The organism is Enterococcus sp. AZ188 (genome assembly GCF_050544075.1).
Classification (GTDB): domain Bacteria; phylum Bacillota; class Bacilli; order Lactobacillales; family Enterococcaceae; genus Enterococcus_D; species Enterococcus_D entomosocium.
Window position 1 is genome coordinate 1002018 of sequence record NZ_CP172943.1, and the last position, 19011, is coordinate 1021028.

A 19011-nucleotide genomic window follows, 5' to 3' on the forward strand; every position below is an offset into this window, starting at 1 on the left:
CATTTATGATAAAATAAACAAAAAGGAGCTGATGAGGACAATGGAGCGATGTGAATGGGCCAACAGTACACCAGCAATGCAGGAGTATCATGATACGGTATGGGGAAAACCTGAGTATGAGGATCAGCAGTTGTTTCGAAAACTGGTGTTAGATATGAATCAAGCAGGATTGAGCTGGCAAACGATTTTAAACAAGATGGCGAATTTCGATGCAGCATACGATCAGTTTAATATCATAAAAGTAGCGAACTATACGGAAGAAAAAGTGGAAGAACTGATGATGAATCCAGGAATCATTCGCAATCGACGAAAGATTGAAGCAGCGATCATCAATGCCCAAGAAGTTTTAAAAATCCAGCAAGAATACGGCAGTTTCTCCGCATTCTTGTGGCGATATGTCAATCATGAGCCAGTCATCAATGAATTTCAGCAGCAATCCGATGTACCGACCCATTCGGAAATCTCCGATCAGCTAGCAAAAGACTTGAAAAAGCGAGGCTTTAAATTTGTCGGAACGACAACTATTTACGCGTTTATGGAAGCGGTCGGCATGGTTAATGATCACTTAGTCACTTGTGTTTGTCGAAGGTCAGAAGCAATCGTAAAAATAAAGGAGTGAGCCTAATTGGGAAAAGTGGTATTTTATGGTGCAATCAGCCTCGATGGCTATTTAGCAGGTATGGAGGATCAACTGGACTGGCTGTTTCAAACTGATACCGGTGTTGCAACGACCTATGAAGCATTTTTTGCAACCATCGACGCGACCGTGATGGGAAGAAAGACCTATCAAGAAGCAAAAAAACTGATGGATGATGGACTGCTATATCCTGAAAAGACCAACTATGTTTTTTCTCGTACCCGAAAAGAGCCGCTGCCGGATGCAACCCTAGTGTCAACGGATCCAGTTGCATTTGTTTCAGCATTAAAACAAGAGGAAAACGTATGGGTAGTAGGTGGGGGTTCCTTATTAAAACCATTGCTGGAAGCTGATTTGATCGATGAATGGTTTATTCAAATCGCGCCGGTGTTTTTAGGAGAGGGCAAGCGACTGTTTGAACCGGGGGATTATGCGAGACGCTTGACGTTTGTTGAAACAAAACAGATGGGGGAACTGACAGAACTTCATTTTGTCCGAAAGTCTGTGTCAGGCAGCGAGTAAAAAGCGCAAACGATTATTCTTCACAGTAAAAAGACCAAGAAACTCAGTGCCGAGTTTCTTGGTCTTTTTGTTTGGATTCTTAATTAGTTGAATCGTTGAAAGAGTTCAATATATTTTGCAATGATCGTTTCAAAGAAGCTTACTGTATCTGGGTTGATTTCGTTGTTTTCATCAATCAAGTTGGTGATTCCACCGATATAGGCTTCTGGTTGTTGTAGAGTAGGCATATCCAAAAAGACTAATGATTGACGTAGGTGATGGTTTGCACCAAACCCAGCGATCGCTCCTGGAGAAACGCTGACAACCAAAGCTGGTTTGCCACCCCAACTGCTAGCACCGTAAGGACGAGAACCAACATCTAATGCATTTTTCAATGCTGCAGGAACAGAACGATTGTATTCTGGTGTAAAGAAGAAGACCCCGTCAACGGCGCTTAATGCTTCCCGAAATGCTGTCCATTCAGCAGGAACTTTTCCTTCAACTTCCAAATCTTCATTGTAAAAAGGCAAGTTGCCGATTTCGATGAAAGATGCTTCAAAACCTTCTGGTAATAATGATGCGAATTTTTTCGCTACGAGTTTATTAAATGATCCTTCCCGTAAACTGCCGACGATAAAACCAATTTTTTTTGTCATGTAAATTTCCTCCTTGTTGTTTTCTACTCATTAAGCTTACCAAAAGTAAGTGGATGGTGCAAATAAAACGATTTGACTTTAAAAAGTTTCTCTATTACTAATGATACGCGTCCTGATTCATTCTGGCAAAAGATAACCATGCTTAGAAAATAAGAAAGAAGAAACTTTTTTTAGCTGTAAAGAAAAAACTCTTTACACCATCGAAAAAACCTGTTAAACTAGCTCTTGTGATTAAATCAATGGAGGTGTAAATAATGGCAGTAAAAATTCGTTTAAAACGCATGGGTTCTAAAAAGAAACCTTTTTACCGTATCGTCGTAGCAGATTCACGTTCTCCTCGTGACGGACGTTTCATCGAAACAGTTGGTACTTACAATCCTTTACTAGACCCAGCTGAAGTGACAATCAAAGAAGATTTAGTTCTTGATTGGTTATCTAAAGGTGCGCAACCTTCAGATACAGTTCGTAACATCCTTTCTAAAGAAGGCGTTATGAAAAAACACCACGAAGCAAAATTCACTAAGAAATAAGGTGACTTTGGATGAAAGATTTGCAAGAATTAGTCTTAACGATCGTTTCACCACTTGTTACCAAACCTGAGGATATCAAGCTTGAGCTGGTAGAGTCAGATGATTTCTTGGAATATAATCTTACTGTGGCACCAGAGGATATTGGTCGTATCATCGGTAAACAAGGTCGGGTTGCCAAAGCAATTCGAACAATCGTTTACAGTGTACGGACAAATGGACCAAAAAAAGTTCGTTTGAATATCATTGATGGTAAATAAGCAAGAATGAAAAGCATTTCTCTTTGAGGAATGCTTTTTTTGTAAAATTCATGCTTAAGATGGAGGACAAAAAAAGGTGGTTTTGAGATAATCAAAAGGAGGAGGTGCTTGTATGTCTCAACTAATCGCATGGATTGTCGTTCTTTTGATCCTCGTCTTTATTTATAAAATTGGTTCTTTTCTTTGGCGAACGCTAGGGATCTTGTTGTTGCTCTTTTTAATTTGGGTCTATCGTGAGGAGATCATGACGCAATTGAACCAATGGACACAAAACTTTCGTTGGGGCGACCTATCGACGATCGCCAATCAAGTTTGGCAATGGATCAAGGATGGCTTTCAATCACTGCAAAATTGGGTGACAAATCTTTAAAAAATCAACAAAAAAATGACAGACAATCTGACTTGTTTGTCATTTTTTTTATTGAGGGGTATTCTTTGTATAAGGAGGGGAACATCATGAAAAAAGAACTAGGATTATTCGTTACGCTGCTGACGATGGGCGCCTTAGCTGGCTGCAATAATCAACAGGAACCAGAAACCAGTCAAGCCAGTAGTGCCGAAACAACAGCGACGAGTATGGTGGAAAGTACCCAAACGCAAGCAAGTAGTCAATCAGAAACCAGTCAATCAAGTACGTCTTCTAGTCAGGCGGCTTCTAGGGATTCTTCAAACACGAATAGTACTGCAGATATCTACGCTCAAATACAAGCGGCATTCCCTGATCTTGTCTTGCCCAAGGACATTCCACTTGCTTCAGGTAAAGTGTTGAATGCGGCCACAGCTGGCAGTCAGTCCGATGCTTCGATTCTTTATTATGGACTTGATCAGCAGTTGCCTCTCAATGACAAGGCTTTGAACGAGGAAACACCGATTGCTGCTTTTCAATCAAAAGACTATCAATCAGCGGATGAAGCTGCTGCAGCGGTCAATGTAACAGCTGATGATGGCGGACAAGCCGTTGATCTCGGATATGGCATTACTGGGCATATGCAAGGAGCTGCTGGCTCCAGTTATTTGAGCTGGCAAGAAGGAAATTGGTCATTGACTGTTCGAGCAGTCAATCAAGAGGAACAAGATCCAGTTCCGGTTGCCAAAGAAGTGGTAGCGTATCTGGAAGAAGCTATGCTCCCAGCGCCTGAGGTCGGTCAAATCACTATCGATATGGGAAAAAATGACCATACAGCAACTACCGTGGTTTGGCAACAAGAAAAGACCCTTCGAACGGTGCAACATCAAGATGCACGTTCAGCATTGAAAATGGCCGTTTCTATGAATCAATAAGGTTCATATTAGGACAATGCCCCTTTGATCAAGCGTAGAAGGGGCATTTTTCGCGCGATGATTTTGAGGAAAACATGGGGCGCTAGGAAACGGCTAGAATTCGCTACTTTGCTATGCTAAAATAGAACAGAAGTTAGAAGAAATGGGGAACGAACGTGACAGAATATTTAAACGTAGGAAAAATCGTCAATACACATGGAATCCGTGGAGAAGTACGTGTGATATCACAAACGGATTTTCCAGAAGAACGCTACCGTAAAGGGGCCGAATTGACACTTTTTCGTGAAAATAAAGAGCCAATAACATTGATTGTTTCAGGTCATCGCAAACACAAAAACTTTGATTTAGTGACGTTTGAGGGCTATCCCAATATTAACGATGTTGAACCGTTTCGTAACGGCATTTTAAAAGTTACCAAGGATGATTTGGTGGATTTAGCAGAAAATGAGTTTTACTACCATGAAATTATTGGTCTGGAAGTCGTCGAAGAAGATGGCACAATCATTGGTAAAGTCAAAGAGATCCTTTCACCAGGTGCCAATGACGTTTGGGTCGTTCAACGAAAAGGGAAGAAGGATGCCTTGATTCCTTATATCGAGTCGGTTGTCCACACAATCGATCTTGAAAATGGTCAGGTCACTGTGGAAATCCCAGAGGGGTTGTTAGACGATGAGAATTGATGTATTGACACTATTTCCGCGAATGTTCGAAGGTCCTCTAGGAGAATCGATCATTGGCAAAGCAAGGGAAAAGGGACTGTTAGAAATCAACGTCTCAAATTTCCGTGACTATTCCGACAACAAACATCAAACAGTGGATGACTATCCTTATGGTGGCGGAGCAGGAATGTTATTAAAAGTCCAACCTGTCTATGACAATATCAAAGCGATCGAAGAAGCAGCACCAGAAACGAAGAAACGCGTGATCCTTTTAGACCCAGCGGGGAAACCTTTTGATCAAAAGATGGCAGAAGAATTTTCTACCGAAGAGCACCTCGTCTTCATTTGTGGTCATTATGAAGGATATGATGAACGAATCCGTTCATTGGTCACTGATGAAGTGTCACTGGGAGATTACGTCTTGACTGGCGGCGAATTGGGTGCAATGGTCATGATCGATGCGACGGTCAGACTATTACCAGAAGTTTTAGGCAATCAAACCTCCGCACAAACCGATTCTCATTCCACTGGTTTATTAGAACATCCGCAATATACACGCCCAGCAGAGTTTAAAGGCATGAAAGTACCAGAAGTTTTGATGAATGGCAATCATAAATTGATCGAGCAGTGGCAATTAAAAGAATCATTGCGCCGCACCTTTCAGCGCCGACCTGATATGCTAGAAAATTATCCGTTGACGGAAGAAATGCAGAAGCTTTTAAAAGAAATTGAAGAAGAAGCGAAAGCTGGCAACTAAAATAGTGCCAGTTTTTTTGATATTCTGCGCGATGACAAGAAAATTCTCTTTACAGCCTGTGGTCGACTGTGGTAAGATGTTTCAGTGAGTGTAAACTCAACTATTACGATGTTCCGCTGGAGCTTTCATGCTTTAAGAATGTTTGGGAATAAGGAGAATGATAAACATGAATCCATTGATTCAAGAACTAACTCAAGAACAATTACGTACTGACATCCCAGCTTTCCGTCCTGGGGACACTGTTCGCGTTCACGCGAAAGTTGTCGAAGGAACTCGCGAACGTATCCAGTTATTTGAAGGTGTTGTCATCAAACGCCGCGGTGCTGGTATCAGCGAAACTTATACAGTTCGTAAAGTATCAAACGGTGTAGGTGTTGAACGTACCTTCCCATTGCACACACCACGTGTTGCACAAATCGAAGTTGTTCGTTACGGTAAAGTACGTCGTGCAAAATTGTACTACTTACGTGCATTACACGGAAAAGCAGCTCGTATCAAAGAAATTCGTCGTTAATCATTTATTATCAGATGAAGCAAAAGCCCTTGATTTCAAGGGCTTTTTTCTTTTGTCTGAGGTGAAAAAAACTTTCTATTCGTTGTGATAAAATCATGAAACGACTATAAGAACAGGAGGGGATCATTGCTGCATACCGCTGGGTACCCTTGTATTTTGATGGGAACAGTCGTCTGAGTGAAACACAATGCCATCGACTGAAACTTTTTGTGGACATTTATCGGCTATCCGATAGTGACAGATTGCAGGTTGTCGATTGTTTGATCGATCACCTTTCAGCATTATTTGCTTTTATGTGCAGAGAAGGAGAAAAAGGGAGTGAAAATTGTTAGGAAAACACTGATGAGGGACATCACGTTAAATACCAATATGACATTCAGTGCCTGAAAGAAAATAAATCGTAAATCACCGAATTGATAAAAAAAGGATTAGAGAATAATGGGGAAGACCAAGATTACATGTTTATGTAATTTCCTCTTGATAGGTTTTATTAAAACTTTTGTTATTTATATGATGATTTTTTTTCGTTTTTTTAGTCCTTGTAGTTTATGGAATTTGAAATCTAAGAAAAAAACTTGAATTATTTCATTATTTTTTTCTCATAAATGATTACAGAAAAAAAGCAATATATTCCCCTTTTTTTGATGGTTTCTATGGTAACCTTCTCGATAGGGAACTTTCTTTTATCTAGCTATTGCTGACCTCTTCGTGTTAGTTAATTACTTCACAAATAAAAGAAAGTTCTTTATTTAAATGAATTGAAAGAGGTGTCTTTATGAAAGCAGCTGTAGTATCAAACGATAAGGTTGTAAAAATTGAGGAAAAAGAATTGAGAGCGCTTCGTCCGAATGAAGCATTATTGAAAATGGAGTGTTGTGGTGTCTGCCATACGGACTTGCATGTAAAAGATGGTGACTTCGGAGATGCATCTGGAATCGTACTTGGACACGAGGGAATCGGTAGAGTGGTCGCGATCGGTGATGATGTTACTTCTCTAGCAATCGGTGACCGTGCAAGTGTCGCTTGGTTATATGAAAGCTGTGGATCATGCGAATACTGTGTGAACGGGAATGAATCATTATGCCGTTCCGTTAGAAACGCCGGATATTCTGTAGATGGCGGTATGGCTGAAGAGTGTATCGTTGTAGCTGACTATGCAGTGAAGGTACCAGAGGGCTTAGGTTCTGCTGAAGCCAGCAGCATTACTTGTGCAGGTGTAACCACATATAAAGCGGTAAAAGTTTCTGACATTAAACCAGGTCAATGGATCGCGATCTATGGTTTAGGAGGATTAGGAAACCTAGCCTTACAATATGCAAAAAATGTCTTTAATGCAAAAGTGATTGGGATTGATATCAACGACAAACAATTGGACTTTGCAAAAGATCATGGCGCTGACCTTGTGATCAATCCTGCGAAAGAAGATGCGGCAAAAATCATTCAAGAAGCAACCGGCGGCGCACATGCAGCTGTAGTAACAGCTGTTTCAAAAGCAGCCTTCAATTCTGCTGTCGATGCCGTTCGTGCGGGTGGTACGATTGTAGCGGTTGGTCTTCCACCAGAAAGCATGGACTTGAACATTCCTCGACTTGTATTGGACGGTATTAAAATCGTCGGTTCCCTTGTTGGAACACGGACTGATTTAGCAGAAGCTTTCCAATTCGCAGCCGAAGGAAAAGTCGTTCCAAAAGTTGTCATGCGTCAGTTAGAAGAGATCAATGATATTTTTGATGAAATGCTTTCAGGAAAAATCAAAGGGCGAATGGTCATTGATTTTCAAGAGAAATAAATAGAAAAACCAACGGGTGAATTTTAAACGAAGGAGAAGATTTCGTGTGTAACTTATTGATCATTGATAGCAAAGAGCATGGAGCAGTTAACGATATGATTCGTTTGATCGATCGTCATTTTCCAAATGTCATCTTGCTTCCGACGGTTTGTTCAAAAAAAGCGCTTCAGCGTACCTGTCTTGAGCAGCCGGTTGAAATTGCAGTGATTAATGCGGATGGCGAAGAGGACTCTTTTGAATTATATAAAGTATTGCTTTCATTTTGCCCTAATGCAAAAGCAATTTTGTATTCTGCTGTAGAAAGTTTTGCTACCGCTCAAAAAGCGTTGCGTTACGGCTTGATTGATTACTTGGTCGAACCGATCACAAATGATTTTGTTTATGCATTGGATCGGGGAATTCAATCCATCAATCAGATTTCCTTGCTACACATCGAGAAAAATAATGAGGCTTCTCCTTCGCTTTCTTTAAGACATAAGATATTGCGCTATATTCATGAAAATTATAGAGAACATATTACGTTAGATACTTTAGCAGATCACCTGCATTTAAGCCGGTATCACACCAGTCGTTTGATCAAGAATACATTAGGAATGACCTTTTCATTGTACTTGATGATTTATCGTATTGAAGTTGCCAAAAAAGAACTATCAACAAGTGATCGATCAATCAGTGAAATCTCTGTCAGAGCAGGATTCAATGATCCAAATTATTTTAGTAAGAAATTTAAAAAAGCAACTACTTATACGCCAAAAGAGTATCGAAAAATTTATCGTGGGAAAGCTACCGTGATCGATTCAAGACTTGAGCTTTAAGTATTGAAAAAAACAGATCAGCTTGCAGTTGAATTGATTAGCGAAAAAATGGCTTCTATGCGATGCGTATCTGGTTACTTTTCCATAGGTGATAAAAGCAAAAGGCCTTTCATGCAAAGGTTTTTTTGCTTGGAAAAACGAGTTTTGAATGAGCTGATAGAAACCAACGGCGTAGGATAAGGTCTGATGTTTTTGTGAATCCAACGATAGATGCTATAATGAGAGCGGATTCATCAATACAACTTATCAAAGAAAAGAGGCAAGAAAATGGCGAATAAAATGGTGTTTATAAATTTGCCTGTCACTGATATCAAACGTGCAACCTCCTTTTATGAAGCGTTGGGATTTGTCAAAAATGAAGAGTTCTCAAACGAGACTAGCAGCGGAATGGTTTGGAGTGAATCGATTTGGATAATGTTGTTAGAACATGAGTTTTATCAACAGTTTCTGAATGGCAGACGTATTGGGGATACGAAGAACACGAGTAGTGCATTGATCGCGTTTAGCTTTGATACGCCAGAAGAAGCGAAGAATTTTGCAAAGCTTGCAGAAGCAAATGGTGGCCAATCGTTCCAAGTTGATATGGGGATTCCAGAGGATATGATGGTCGGCTATGAAATCGTTGATCCCGACGGCAATCAGCTTGAATCTGCATGGATGAATGGCTATTAGCAAAGTGATTGTTTAAATAAAAAGTAAAAAAGTGGTTCAGGATGCAGTTCCCTCAAGAAGTTAGGCTTTTGTACTAACTTTTTGAGGGCTGCTTTTTCTTGACGGGATCCTCGAGTTTTGTAAGATTGGTCAGTCCCCTTTGTCTTAATGCTAAAAAAGAGGTATGATACAAGAAAAAGGAGTGGAGACGAAGTGAAATACTCAACCAAATACAGCGACGCCATTCACATCCTCGCTTATATCCACCTCTTTAAAGGAACTGATTTATCAAGTGATCGGATCGCCCAGAGTGTTGAAACGAATCCGGCTTATGTTCGTCGGATTATGAGTGATCTACGGGTTGCTGGGTTGATCGAAAGCCAAAGAGGAAAACCAAACCCTAAACTAACGAAGGAACCAAACGAGATTTCTTTGTTGGACATTTATGCGAGTGTTGAAAAAGACCACCATCTTTTACATGCAGACAAAAAAACCAATCCCAACTGCTTGATTGGGGGGAATATCCAAGCGGTATTAGAAGAAACCTATGATGTGCTGCAAAAGAAAATCGAGCAAGAGATGAGCGCCATCTCGCTGCAATCAATCATTGAAGGCATTCAAGGGGAGGCCGATCAAGTAGATTGAACGGACACAACACAGTAAAAAGAACTTTCACCTGCTAAGCAATTTCTTGACAGGAAAGAAAGTTTCTTTTATACTCTAGTTGTAACTTGATTAGTAACAACTGTTTTAGTCAAACAAAAAATGAGGAAGGATGATTATAATGAAAATCGGTGTTATTGGCGCAACAGGAAATGCAGGTTCAGCTATTTATCAAGAAGCAGTACAGCGAGGACATGAAGTGACTGCTATTGTTAGAAATGAAGTTAAAGCCAAAGAACAATTTGGTGATACAGTCAAAACACTTACAAAAGATGCTTTTTCGTTAACAGAAGAAGACCTCGACGGATTTGATGTGTTGGTCGATGCGTTTGCGACAAGTCCTGACCAAGCGTACTTGCATGTGGATCTGGCAGCAAAATTGGTTCATTTGTTTCGAGAAAAGAACACACGCTTGTTCTTCATTTTAGGAGCTGGCAGCCTGTTCAACGAAGCGGGTGAACGCAATCTTACCGAATTGAAAAAAGCCCCAGGAAGTGAAAGCTGGATCGCGATCCCAGAAAATCAGTTAGATGAATATCTCTTTTTAGAAACCGTCAAAAATGTTCATTGGGTCGGGATTTCTCCAGGGAATCTATTTCAAGAGGGACCAGCTAAACCAGCGATTTTAGGCAAAGATCACTTGCTTTTCAACGACCAAAAGAAATCAGTAACTTCCAGCGGTACGTTAGCCAAAGCAATTCTTGATGAAATTGAAACAGTGCAACATGAAAATACTCGTTTTACTGTGATTGATGCAGAGTAGGTTCAACAAATGATTGACCCAATCGATCAGAATCGATAGCTGCATAGGTTGGCAAGTAGACTGTTTCAGGCAACTTCTTTTTTCACAATTTTTGTTTCCAATACCCAATAATTTAGACAAGACAAATCCTCTGTCTTTGCTTATAATCAAGGACAGAGGTGATAAAATGAATAAAAAAATCGAAGCGTATGAATTGATGCTTCTGCAATTAAAAGGGTTGCTAGAAGCGGAGAGTAATTGGATCGCCAACCTAGCCAACTCTTCTGCTTTACTGAATGAAACATTGGAAGATACAGTGTTTGCCGGCTATTATTTGTTTGAAGAAGGCGAACTGATTTTAGGTCCATTCCAAGGAAGAGTCTCTTGCACCAGAATCACATTAGGCAAAGGGGTTTGTGGGGAATCAGCAGAGAAAAAAACCACATTGATCGTACCCAATGTCAAAGAACATGAAAATTATATTTCTTGTGACTCAGCAGCGATGTCTGAAATCGTAGTTCCCATGGTGGTTGATGATCAGTTGCTTGGAGTGCTGGATATCGATAGTGGAAAAACGAACAGCTATGATGCGATCGATCAGAAATATCTGGAAGAATTTGCTGCTTTATTGGTAGCAAGCCGTCAATAAAGTACTTGTTTTTTAATTTTAACTATAAAACAACATAATGTTTTTAAGTGGGGCGTTCATTGAATAATGAACGCTTTTTTTAGTTATTATTTAAAAATGTCGGGCATATTACTTTATTTAATTAAAATTAGATGATAAAATGATAATACAATTAGAAAAATGAGTTTTTAAGGAGAGAATTATGGAAGCAGAAACTATTGTATTAGGTAAAGCATATGAATGTAAACCAGTCGGCTTACAAAGCCGCGTGATCGGTGAAGTGGTCAGAAAAATGGAACGGTGTGTCGTAGTAAATGTGATCCGCTACGATGGGATCGATCATGAAGATATCGAAGAACGTTGCGGACGAGTAGTTGCAAAATACAATGAGATCTATCAACCAGCGCTAGTTGAATGCTTTTTTAGCTGATCCATTGGTAATCACCCAATCAAAATAAAATGAAACCATGCATGTAAACCAATTCCCTTAAAAAAAGACTGTTTCTCAGAAGCAGTCTCTTTTTTGATTCTTAGACTCAGGTACCTAGCAAAAGAAGTGCTATAATAGGCGAGAAAACAACAGAAAGCAGGGAATAGGATGGAACTAAAAAAGACGATGGTTGAGGAACAGCAGTTGCTTTTTGAATGGCCGAATGAAGCAGGCCAACTGCAAATTGTTAAGGGAAGTTTAGCGCAAGTCAAAGAAAATACTGTGCTATTTTTTATCAAAGACGGCCAAATTTTCTCAGTAGCAGACGATAAAACCTTTGACGACCAGTTAGAATACGACCGCTTGATGATCCTCACACCACCTTGGGAGATCATGGCTCCTTACTTAGTAGCCTATTATCAAGAACAATATCAGTTAACCAATGGGTCCAAAGCATCCATTGGCATCCCACAAGAGTTGCAGCAAACCATTGCTGCTAGCGCAAAACCATTTGATCGTTTTATCGATTTTCTTGGCTATGGATCTACGAGCAAAAAGACGACAAAAGAGGCAAAAAAAGGGGGCAAACCGAGACACAAATGGTCAAAAGAGTTACAAGATGAACCCTTCATGGTTGACTATCAAGGAAGTAAAGCAAGGGTCTATTGGCAAAAACGCAACGAGGTTCGAATTGAAAAAGGCGCAATTTTGAGTCAAGAGATTCCTTTGAATAAAGACGGCTCGGTTGGTTTTTCTGCTCGTTTAGCGGAAAAAATTCGGCAAGAAAACCAAGCGGCGATCAAAGAGGGACACACGATTGAAGACGTTGTATTAAAAAGTGTCAACGAGGTAGGAATGTTTCTTTACTATGGGGGCACCAATGGTTGGCTACAATTAAAAGATCAGCAAGGAAGAACCTTGAACGAGCGAACGGTGGAGTAGAAAAGAGAGGCACTGAACAAGAAAGCGATCCACCATAGCTAAATCAATCTGCTTTGGTGGATCGCTCTTATAGTTTAACTAGGAGTAGCCTCTTCATCGATCAAGACAAATTCTTGACCGGTCTTGGACAAAACAAGTTTCGGTTTTGCAGTTCCTTCTTTTTCTGCTCGATACGCCTCTCGGTGCTTTTGCAAATGTTCGGGACGTTTTAACCAAGCTTGAAAGGCTTTTTTCTCAGTCCATTTTGACACCAACTGGAAAACGAGGCTGTCTTTTGATTCTGAAAACCATGCTTCAGCAGAGTGACAGCCAGCAAATGTTTTCATTGAGGCGGTATCTTTTTTCATTTTAGCAAGAAAGAGTTCTTTTCCTTCTGGAATGACTTCAAACGCAACGGTACGGATATACATGAAATTCCTCCTTTGACTCGGGACGATTTGGTTTAGTATAGCGCTAATTGAGAATGGTTGTCAATTAGCTATGGAATCTTGTAATCTTTTTATCGATAGTTATTTTTTGATCAAATTCCTCAAAAGCCTTGAACAAATGAAAAAAGTACGTATAATTAATATACGTACTGAAGAGTCCGAAGAGTATTGGAGAAAATGGATACTTGGGGAAGTCTTTCTTTTCTCACGTGCAGTACTCTTCGTTTGTTTAGTGTACCACTCTCTTTTTAAAATAGATACGTTTATTTTACTTTCTGAGGAGATTTCTTTTGTTCCTTGAGGTGAAAGCCGAAAAAGTGGGAAGGTTCTGAGAAAGCACTATGAAGACAAAATTTGTGTCTTCTTTTTTTTTGCGAAATGTTAGGAAAATAGTGTGAGTTTTTTTATCCATTTTTCTTCGAAATGATGTATAAGAGAGCAGCCAAAGTTCTGATCGCTAGGAGATCAGAACTTTTTTGTATGCTTTCTTGGAACTACTCCTTTCAACGATATTTAGCATAAAATCGCTCTTTTCTAATTTTTACATTCAGAAGAGCGCTTCTGACACAACTATGTAACCTCTTACATTTTTTGGTCGAGTTAAATTGACAGGCTGCATAAACATGCGGTAAACTCGGTACAACAAACAGAATTTTTTGAATTATCTGAATGTTAGAAGGGGATGAGTAGAAATGGGGAAACGTAGCAAATATGCAGTATCGCTTGTGTTACTAGGCAGCTTATTTTTAGCAGCTTGTCAAAATGGCAATCAAGAAAACGAGACGGATTCATCAGCAGCTTCTTCTGCAGAGCAAGTGATCAATGTGCAATTTTCGGCAGAGATGGGCAGTGCAGATATTTCTTTAGCAACCGACTCTTACAGCTTTATCACGTTAAACAACGCCTATGAAGGTCTTTATCGCTTAGATGAAAACAATGTTCCAGTGATTGCCGGGGCAAGTGAAGAAGCTGAAGTCAGTGAAGATGGGCTGACCTACACCATTTCACTGCGGGAAGAGGCAAAATGGTCCAATGGCGATTCAGTTACTGCGGCTGATTATGTTTTTAGTTGGCAGCGAACAGTTGATCCAGCCACTGCTTCCAATTATGCCTATATGCTGGCACCCGTTAAAAACGCTGCCGCTATTTCAGATGGGACGCTAGATAAAAGCGAGTTAGGGATCGAAGCAGTCAATGATCATGAGTTGAAAATCACGTTAGAAAAACCAACACCTTACTTTTTATCTTTACTGGCTTTTCCAACCTTCTTCCCACAAAACGAACGTGTCGTGGAGGAATTTGGTGATCAATACGCCTTAACAAGTGAAAACGCGGCGTACAATGGACCATTCCTATTGACCAATTATGCTGGCCCAGGCACCGATATCCAGTGGTCATTGGAAAAAAATCCGGATTATTGGGATGCCGATTCAGTCAAACTTGAAACAGTTAATTTCGATGTCGTGAAAGACTCATCGACTGCTTATAACTTGTACGAAAGCGGACAAGCCGATGACATTATTTTAAGCGGTGAATTGGCGATGCAGAATGTGAATCATCCTGATTACATTGTTCAGCCTAGTGCAACCACTCAGTATTTAGAAATGAATCAAGCACCAGAAGATTCGCCTTTTCGAAATGCAAATTTGCGGCAAGCCATTTCTTATAGCATGAATCGGCAACAAATCGTTGAGAATATTTTAGGCAACGGCTCCTTACCGGCTGTCGGTTTTGTTCCTTCTGACCTAGCCTTCAATCCAGAGACAAAAGCTGACTTTGTTGAGGATGCGGCAACCAAGTTAGCCTTTGACGAAGAAAAAGCCCAAGAGTATTGGGAAAAGGCCAAGGCAGAACTGGGTATCGATACATTGTCTTTTGAACTGCTGACCTCAGATACCGACCAATCGAAAAAAATGGCGGAATACATTCAAGGAACCTTGCAGCAAACACTGGATGGATTGACTGTCGAAGTCACAAACGTTCCTTTTTCTGTTCGTTTGGATCGTTCCAATAGCGGCGATTTTGAGATGGTCATGAACAATTGGATCGGGGACTATGCAGATCCAATCAACTTTTTGGAATTGTTCAAAAAAGACAGTTCCTACAATCGTGGGAAATGGCTAAATGATGACTACGACCAATTGATCGAACAAGCCTCCAATGAAAATGCCAACGACCCAGAAGCCCGTTGGGAAAATATGGTGGAAGCAGAAAAAATCTTAAATGAAGATTTGGGCGTTATACCGCTTTTCCAAAGTGCAGAAGCACATCTGCGGTCGCCTAAGATCAAAGGCCTCATCGTTCATAGTGTCGGTGCTGCCTATGATTATAAAAATGTGTTTGTCGAAGAATAAGTAAAAAAAAACAATTCTTTCATACATCTACCGACTGACGTAGTCAAACAGTACTGCAGAAAAGAGGAACGCCAAGCGTTCAGCAACTAGAGCAAGGAATAAAGCCGTTCTTTATCTAGCAGTGAAGAGGAATCATTCATTCCAGCTAGATAAGAACGGCTTTTCCTTTTGGGAGGAACACGAATGAAAATCACAGCAGTTGAAACGAAGCTAATTCCGATCCAGCTGAATGCACCGTTTAAAACGGCGCTCAGAGAAGTGCACGCCGTCGAAGTGATTCGAGTGCTGCTTTCTTTTGACAATGGGATCGTTGGCATCGGAGAAGCAGCACCTACCGAAGTGATCACCGGTGATACAAAAGAAAGTATTTTAACAGATATCGAAACTGTCTTTACCCCGTTCCTGTTAGGAAGAAAGGTAGATGCCCAATTGCTGGTAATGGATGAGCTTCATGCGTTGATCCAGCATCATACGAGCCCTAAAGCGGCGATTGATATCGCGTTGCATGATGCACTGGCAAAAGCGGCAAACTTGCCTCTTTACCGCTATTTAGGTGGTTCTGCCAATACACTGACAACCGACTATACGATCAGTGTTGGTTCACAGGAGCAGATGCTGCATGATGCCCAAGCGAAAATCCAGGCGGGATTTCGCTCCTTGAAAATCAAACTGGGAGTAGACGCGATCGAAGAGGAGGTTGCGAAAATTCGCCGCATCAATGAACGTTTGGCAGGAAAGATCCCCTTTCGAATTGATGCCAATCAAGGCTGGACCAAAGAAGAAGCGGTGCAGATTTTAGACCAATGGCAAGACATTCCGATCGAGTTTGTTGAGCAACCCGTCAAAGCCAATGATTTTGCTGGACTTAGCTATGTGACTGCTCGGACGACGATTCCGATCATGGCAGACGAAAGTCTTTTTTCCTATGAGGATGCCAAACGTTTGATTGCTGAAAACTGCTGCGATTATATGAACATTAAATTGATGAAAAGCGGCGGGATCAAAGAGGGACAAAAAATTTATCAATTGGCAAAAGAGCATCAAATGCCGGTGATGGTCGGTTCGATGATTGAAGGGTATGGGGGAATGGCTGCAGCCGCCCATTTTGCCTTGGGGATGGCGGATGTCCAATTTTATGATCTGGATGTTCCTTTTATGTGGGAGACCCAAACGACTTCCCCTGAAATGCAAGGGATTCTTCAGCGTCCAGGAAGCTTGAGCGTCACCGAACGCATCGGACTAGGAATCAACGAATAAACAGTTATGAGAGGAGCAAAGATGAAACAAATTGTTCAGGCTGGCTCTTCCTTCTTATGGAAGGAACCCAAAGAAAACAAAGTACTAGCAAAAATCAAAGCATTTCCTTTAGAAGCACTGCACACTTTTTTGACTGATGAAGATACGATGCGGCTTTATCAGGAAAGCTTAGTGGACTCCGAAGTATTATATGGGACGATTGTAGAAGTCATCGCCCAAACGGATGGTTGGTCCCATGTGATCGTCTTGGATCAAATAAGCAATAAACACCCACTCGGGTATCCGGGTTATCTGCCGAACGAGGTATTGAAGCCATTGTCACCAGACTATGCAACAGCCAAAAGAAGGATTGGTGTGATTGCAAAAGAAGCCGTGCTTGTTTTTGACTCGACCATACGACTTGTTTCTTTTGGAACAGTTTTACCACTTGTTGGGGAAACCGCAGTTTCCTATCAAGTGGCTACGCCTAATGGACCAGCAACGATCGCTAAAGCTTTTGCTCACGTCCTATCGGACACATGGGCAAAGCTCCCAGAAAAAATAATAGCCTTGGCAGAACAATTTATAAACCAGCCCTATGTCTGGGCAGGCATTAGCGGCAGTGGCTTTGACTGTTCTGGATTCATGTATTCGCTGCATCGACTTCATGGTATTTTGATCCCCCGAGATACGATCGAGCAAGCACAACAAGCAAAGACTGTGCCTTACAGTCAGGCACAACCGGGGGATCTGCTGCTGTTTGCTTATGAAGAAGGAAAAGGCGAAGTCCATCATGTCGGTCTATATTTGGGGGATGACGAAATGATTCATTCAAGAACACCCGGATCACGGGTCATGAAAACCAAAATTACTGGCTCTAATTATGAACCAGAGCTCGCAGTTGTGGCGCGCTATTGGTAGAACCAACCGAATGAATCACAGGAATGCTCATGAACATTTTTTTCATGATCATAAGGAAAGGGGCATTTGATGGGAAAAGATGACTTGCGTGTAGCAATTGATCCTATTCTAAAAAACTACCAGGAAACGTTGGAAATGGGGGTATGGATCGGTACGCCAACGGAATGTCTTGTTGACTATCAGGGTCAAAAGTCGTTTTCGGCAGCGAGTATTAGTAAGCTTGTTTTGTACGCGTATTATCTTGAACAAATCATCGAAAAAAAGATCGATCCCCAACAGGTAATTTGTGTGAGCCCTGTTGATCTGACAGGGGGTGCTGGGGTGATCCGTCTTTTTCCTCAGAAGAAAGGTTGGACCATCAGTGAACTTCTCACGGCAATGATCGCCGTATCTGATAATACTGCGACCAATGTACTATTGGACTTAGTAGGGTTGCCCACGCTTCAGGCATGGATTCAGGAGCCGGAGATCCAATTTGAACGGTATATGATGCGACCGATCAAAGACAAAGAGAACCGCTTGACACCCTCGGTGGCTGCCAAACTGCTACTAAGGTGTGTGGAACGAGAAGAAGCTGCACTAGGATTTTCACCTTTAAATCAGCAGCAATTTCAAGATGGATTAGCGGGGAATTTTGCTGAAACTGCGCAGCCTTCTTGCCGCATTTTTAATAAGACAGGTCGTCTTGACCGCATCGAACACGATGTAGCATATTTACAAGCCAATGAAACGACGATCATCATTGCGGCATTTTCCTATGATAAAGCCGGTAGTGGCCGAGGGATCAGTTGGCTAAGAGAAATTGGTCAAACAGTCTATCAGCAGTATTTTAAGTAAAATACGCTGCGTATCGAGTGCCTCTGAGTGAGGATCGATACGCAGCGTATTAATTATTTACAACAATAAAATCCCCCATATCATAGCGGTGCCGTGATTGGGAAAATTCAAAAGGCGTCCCATCGCCGAGGTAAACCGTTTGTTCCACTTCTAAAATGGGATCGGTGGCAGCACAAGCTAAGTATTGCTGGTCGTAGGTGTCTGCACGATCCGCTTTGATACGACGGACAGATGTTCCAATCGAGGAGTGGAGTTGGTTCGTGATGTAGCTATAGACGGAAGAGGCTAAGACTTCTTCGGTAATGCCAGGAATGACATGAAGCGGCATGATGGTATATTCTAAAACAACGGGTATATCGTCAAATAGACGCAAACGAACGATATCATAAATTTGCTGGTCACTGCGAATGTTTAGTTTTTCTTGTTCTTTCTCATCGGGAAAAAGAATGGCAAAAGAAATGATCTTGCTGGTGATCTTTCCTGTTTCTCCAAGGCGCTTGGTCAGCCCGCGATTGATCTTGGCGTTGTAATCGAAGGTTGAATAGGAATCCCTGATAAACGTACCCGTGCCTTTTTTACCGTAAATAATGCCTTCCATTTGTAAAATATTCAATGCTTTTTGAATCGTCACGCGGCTCGTTTGATAATCCGCAGCCAGTTCGGATTGCTTCGGCAATTTTTTCTCTTCTTCGTAAAACCCGTGATTGATTTTGCTCCGTAAATCGGCAGCGATGTCATGGTAGTTCGCCATTTGCTTCACCTCAAAATAATAATAAGTGATAA

At 41.2% G+C, this 19011-nt stretch carries 24 protein-coding genes; 21 read left to right on the top strand and 3 right to left on the bottom strand.

The window, feature by feature from the left end; genetic code table 11:
• Positions 1-40: 40 nt before the first annotated feature.
• Both IGI86_RS04590 and IGI86_RS04595 read left to right on the top strand, forming a co-directional pair.
• A complete protein-coding gene (locus IGI86_RS04590; RefSeq protein WP_016619836.1) occupies positions 41-619 on the top strand; it encodes a DNA-3-methyladenine glycosylase I in 579 nt (192 codons plus the stop codon).
• Between the two features lie 6 nt (positions 620-625).
• Positions 626-1159 (top strand): dihydrofolate reductase family protein, encoded by a 534-nt coding sequence (locus IGI86_RS04595; protein WP_005237235.1) that lies wholly within the window; start codon positions 626-628, stop codon positions 1157-1159.
• Positions 1160-1242: 83 nt separating this feature from the next.
• On the opposite strand, the gene IGI86_RS04600 is transcribed toward IGI86_RS04595, so the two are convergent.
• A complete protein-coding gene (locus IGI86_RS04600) occupies positions 1243-1794 on the bottom strand; it encodes an NADPH-dependent FMN reductase (protein ID WP_016613846.1) in 552 nt (183 codons plus the stop codon).
• Positions 1795-2048: 254 nt separating this feature from the next.
• On the opposite strand from IGI86_RS04600, the gene rpsP reads away from it, so the two are divergent.
• The 15 genes from rpsP to IGI86_RS04675 all read left to right on the top strand — a co-directional run bounded on the left by rpsP (position 2049) and on the right by IGI86_RS04675 (position 12452).
• Positions 2049-2324, top strand: a complete 276-nt coding sequence (gene rpsP / locus IGI86_RS04605; protein ID WP_005228917.1) for a 30S ribosomal protein S16 — start codon at positions 2049-2051, stop codon at positions 2322-2324.
• A gap of 11 nt (positions 2325-2335) precedes the next feature.
• On the top strand, positions 2336-2581 hold the full coding sequence (locus IGI86_RS04610) for a KH domain-containing protein (RefSeq protein WP_005228918.1): 246 nt from the start codon (positions 2336-2338) through the stop codon (positions 2579-2581).
• Positions 2582-2693: 112 nt separating this feature from the next.
• Positions 2694-2951, top strand: a complete 258-nt coding sequence (locus IGI86_RS04615; RefSeq protein ID WP_005228919.1) for a hypothetical protein — start codon at positions 2694-2696, stop codon at positions 2949-2951.
• A gap of 86 nt (positions 2952-3037) precedes the next feature.
• Positions 3038-3862, top strand: coding sequence for a hypothetical protein (locus tag IGI86_RS04620; RefSeq protein WP_194188545.1), 825 nt, complete (start codon positions 3038-3040; stop codon positions 3860-3862).
• A 155-nt stretch (positions 3863-4017) separates the two neighbouring features.
• A complete protein-coding gene (gene rimM / locus IGI86_RS04625; protein ID WP_005237231.1) occupies positions 4018-4542 on the top strand; it encodes a ribosome maturation factor RimM in 525 nt (174 codons plus the stop codon).
• Positions 4532-5278 (top strand): tRNA (guanosine(37)-N1)-methyltransferase TrmD, encoded by a 747-nt coding sequence (gene trmD / locus IGI86_RS04630; protein WP_005237230.1) that lies wholly within the window; start codon positions 4532-4534, stop codon positions 5276-5278. Before rimM ends, trmD begins: the two co-directional genes overlap by 11 nt.
• 166 nt (positions 5279-5444) lie before the next feature.
• A complete protein-coding gene (gene rplS, locus IGI86_RS04635) occupies positions 5445-5792 on the top strand; it encodes a 50S ribosomal protein L19 (protein ID WP_002357176.1) in 348 nt (115 codons plus the stop codon).
• A gap of 775 nt (positions 5793-6567) precedes the next feature.
• On the top strand, positions 6568-7581 hold the full coding sequence (adhP, locus tag IGI86_RS04640; RefSeq protein ID WP_194188546.1) for an alcohol dehydrogenase AdhP: 1014 nt from the start codon (positions 6568-6570) through the stop codon (positions 7579-7581).
• A 95-nt stretch (positions 7582-7676) separates the two neighbouring features.
• Positions 7677-8396, top strand: a complete 720-nt coding sequence (locus IGI86_RS04645; protein WP_176285408.1) for an AraC family transcriptional regulator — start codon at positions 7677-7679, stop codon at positions 8394-8396.
• A 267-nt stretch (positions 8397-8663) separates the two neighbouring features.
• Entirely contained in the window at positions 8664-9068 is a 405-nt protein-coding gene (locus IGI86_RS04650; RefSeq protein WP_194188547.1) for a VOC family protein, read from the top strand.
• Between the two features lie 192 nt (positions 9069-9260).
• On the top strand, positions 9261-9692 hold the full coding sequence (locus IGI86_RS04655; RefSeq protein ID WP_008377620.1) for an Rrf2 family transcriptional regulator: 432 nt from the start codon (positions 9261-9263) through the stop codon (positions 9690-9692).
• Positions 9693-9822: 130 nt separating this feature from the next.
• Positions 9823-10473 (top strand): NAD(P)H-binding protein, encoded by a 651-nt coding sequence (locus tag IGI86_RS04660; RefSeq protein WP_016613898.1) that lies wholly within the window; start codon positions 9823-9825, stop codon positions 10471-10473.
• A 166-nt stretch (positions 10474-10639) separates the two neighbouring features.
• A complete protein-coding gene (locus IGI86_RS04665; RefSeq protein ID WP_008377623.1) occupies positions 10640-11101 on the top strand; it encodes a GAF domain-containing protein in 462 nt (153 codons plus the stop codon).
• A gap of 181 nt (positions 11102-11282) precedes the next feature.
• On the top strand, positions 11283-11510 hold the full coding sequence (locus IGI86_RS04670) for a hypothetical protein (RefSeq protein ID WP_430617773.1): 228 nt from the start codon (positions 11283-11285) through the stop codon (positions 11508-11510).
• Between the two features lie 168 nt (positions 11511-11678).
• On the top strand, positions 11679-12452 hold the full coding sequence (locus IGI86_RS04675; protein WP_218193508.1) for a hypothetical protein: 774 nt from the start codon (positions 11679-11681) through the stop codon (positions 12450-12452).
• A gap of 74 nt (positions 12453-12526) precedes the next feature.
• On the opposite strand, the gene IGI86_RS04680 is transcribed toward IGI86_RS04675, so the two are convergent.
• Complete coding sequence (locus IGI86_RS04680; protein WP_005237215.1) at positions 12527-12862, bottom strand: antibiotic biosynthesis monooxygenase family protein; 336 nt, start codon at positions 12860-12862, stop codon at positions 12527-12529.
• Between the two features lie 710 nt (positions 12863-13572).
• On the opposite strand from IGI86_RS04680, the gene IGI86_RS04685 reads away from it, so the two are divergent.
• From IGI86_RS04685 to IGI86_RS04700, 4 genes are all read left to right on the top strand, one after another.
• The gene (locus IGI86_RS04685; RefSeq protein ID WP_430617774.1) at positions 13573-15234 is read left to right on the top strand and encodes a peptide ABC transporter substrate-binding protein; all 1662 of its coding nucleotides are present in this window, start codon (positions 13573-13575) and stop codon (positions 15232-15234) included.
• Positions 15235-15417: 183 nt separating this feature from the next.
• The gene (locus IGI86_RS04690) at positions 15418-16491 is read left to right on the top strand and encodes a dipeptide epimerase (protein ID WP_086338006.1); all 1074 of its coding nucleotides are present in this window, start codon (positions 15418-15420) and stop codon (positions 16489-16491) included.
• A gap of 21 nt (positions 16492-16512) precedes the next feature.
• Positions 16513-17391 carry an NlpC/P60 family protein gene (locus tag IGI86_RS04695; RefSeq protein ID WP_430617775.1) on the top strand — a complete coding sequence of 293 codons (879 nt, stop codon included), beginning with the start codon at positions 16513-16515 and terminating at the stop codon, positions 17389-17391.
• A gap of 69 nt (positions 17392-17460) precedes the next feature.
• Positions 17461-18228: a serine hydrolase gene (locus tag IGI86_RS04700; RefSeq protein WP_144330723.1), complete on the top strand. Its 768-nt coding sequence runs from the start codon at positions 17461-17463 to the stop codon at positions 18226-18228.
• Between the two features lie 49 nt (positions 18229-18277).
• On the opposite strand, the gene IGI86_RS04705 is transcribed toward IGI86_RS04700, so the two are convergent.
• Positions 18278-18979: a GntR family transcriptional regulator gene (locus IGI86_RS04705; protein WP_042890247.1), complete on the bottom strand. Its 702-nt coding sequence runs from the start codon at positions 18977-18979 to the stop codon at positions 18278-18280.
• Positions 18980-19011: the final 32 nt, after the last annotated feature.

What these genes read in the sequence shown, in the direction of transcription:
- IGI86_RS04700 (WP_144330723.1), top strand. Translation starts at nt 17,461, where the DNA reads ATGGGAAAAGATGACTTGCGTGTAGCAATTGATCCTATTCTAAAAAAC.
- IGI86_RS04620 (WP_194188545.1), top strand. Translation starts at nt 3,038, where the DNA reads ATGAAAAAAGAACTAGGATTATTCGTTACGCTGCTGACGATGGGCGCC.
- IGI86_RS04660 (WP_016613898.1), top strand. Translation starts at nt 9,823, where the DNA reads ATGATTATAATGAAAATCGGTGTTATTGGCGCAACAGGAAATGCAGGT.
- IGI86_RS04665 (WP_008377623.1), top strand. Translation starts at nt 10,640, where the DNA reads ATGAATAAAAAAATCGAAGCGTATGAATTGATGCTTCTGCAATTAAAA.
- IGI86_RS04705 (WP_042890247.1), bottom strand. Translation starts at nt 18,979, where the DNA reads ATGGCGAACTACCATGACATCGCTGCCGATTTACGGAGCAAAATCAAT.
- adhP (WP_194188546.1), top strand. Translation starts at nt 6,568, where the DNA reads ATGAAAGCAGCTGTAGTATCAAACGATAAGGTTGTAAAAATTGAGGAA.
- trmD (WP_005237230.1), top strand. Translation starts at nt 4,532, where the DNA reads ATGAGAATTGATGTATTGACACTATTTCCGCGAATGTTCGAAGGTCCT.
- IGI86_RS04695 (WP_430617775.1), top strand. Translation starts at nt 16,513, where the DNA reads ATGAAACAAATTGTTCAGGCTGGCTCTTCCTTCTTATGGAAGGAACCC.
- rpsP (WP_005228917.1), top strand. Translation starts at nt 2,049, where the DNA reads ATGGCAGTAAAAATTCGTTTAAAACGCATGGGTTCTAAAAAGAAACCT.
- IGI86_RS04675 (WP_218193508.1), top strand. Translation starts at nt 11,679, where the DNA reads ATGGAACTAAAAAAGACGATGGTTGAGGAACAGCAGTTGCTTTTTGAA.
- IGI86_RS04590 (WP_016619836.1), top strand. Translation starts at nt 41, where the DNA reads ATGGAGCGATGTGAATGGGCCAACAGTACACCAGCAATGCAGGAGTAT.
- IGI86_RS04615 (WP_005228919.1), top strand. Translation starts at nt 2,694, where the DNA reads ATGTCTCAACTAATCGCATGGATTGTCGTTCTTTTGATCCTCGTCTTT.
- IGI86_RS04650 (WP_194188547.1), top strand. Translation starts at nt 8,664, where the DNA reads ATGGCGAATAAAATGGTGTTTATAAATTTGCCTGTCACTGATATCAAA.
- rplS (WP_002357176.1), top strand. Translation starts at nt 5,445, where the DNA reads ATGAATCCATTGATTCAAGAACTAACTCAAGAACAATTACGTACTGAC.
- IGI86_RS04690 (WP_086338006.1), top strand. Translation starts at nt 15,418, where the DNA reads ATGAAAATCACAGCAGTTGAAACGAAGCTAATTCCGATCCAGCTGAAT.
- IGI86_RS04685 (WP_430617774.1), top strand. Translation starts at nt 13,573, where the DNA reads ATGGGGAAACGTAGCAAATATGCAGTATCGCTTGTGTTACTAGGCAGC.
- IGI86_RS04670 (WP_430617773.1), top strand. Translation starts at nt 11,283, where the DNA reads ATGGAAGCAGAAACTATTGTATTAGGTAAAGCATATGAATGTAAACCA.
- IGI86_RS04610 (WP_005228918.1), top strand. Translation starts at nt 2,336, where the DNA reads ATGAAAGATTTGCAAGAATTAGTCTTAACGATCGTTTCACCACTTGTT.
- IGI86_RS04680 (WP_005237215.1), bottom strand. Translation starts at nt 12,862, where the DNA reads ATGTATATCCGTACCGTTGCGTTTGAAGTCATTCCAGAAGGAAAAGAA.
- IGI86_RS04600 (WP_016613846.1), bottom strand. Translation starts at nt 1,794, where the DNA reads ATGACAAAAAAAATTGGTTTTATCGTCGGCAGTTTACGGGAAGGATCA.
- IGI86_RS04645 (WP_176285408.1), top strand. Translation starts at nt 7,677, where the DNA reads ATGATTCGTTTGATCGATCGTCATTTTCCAAATGTCATCTTGCTTCCG.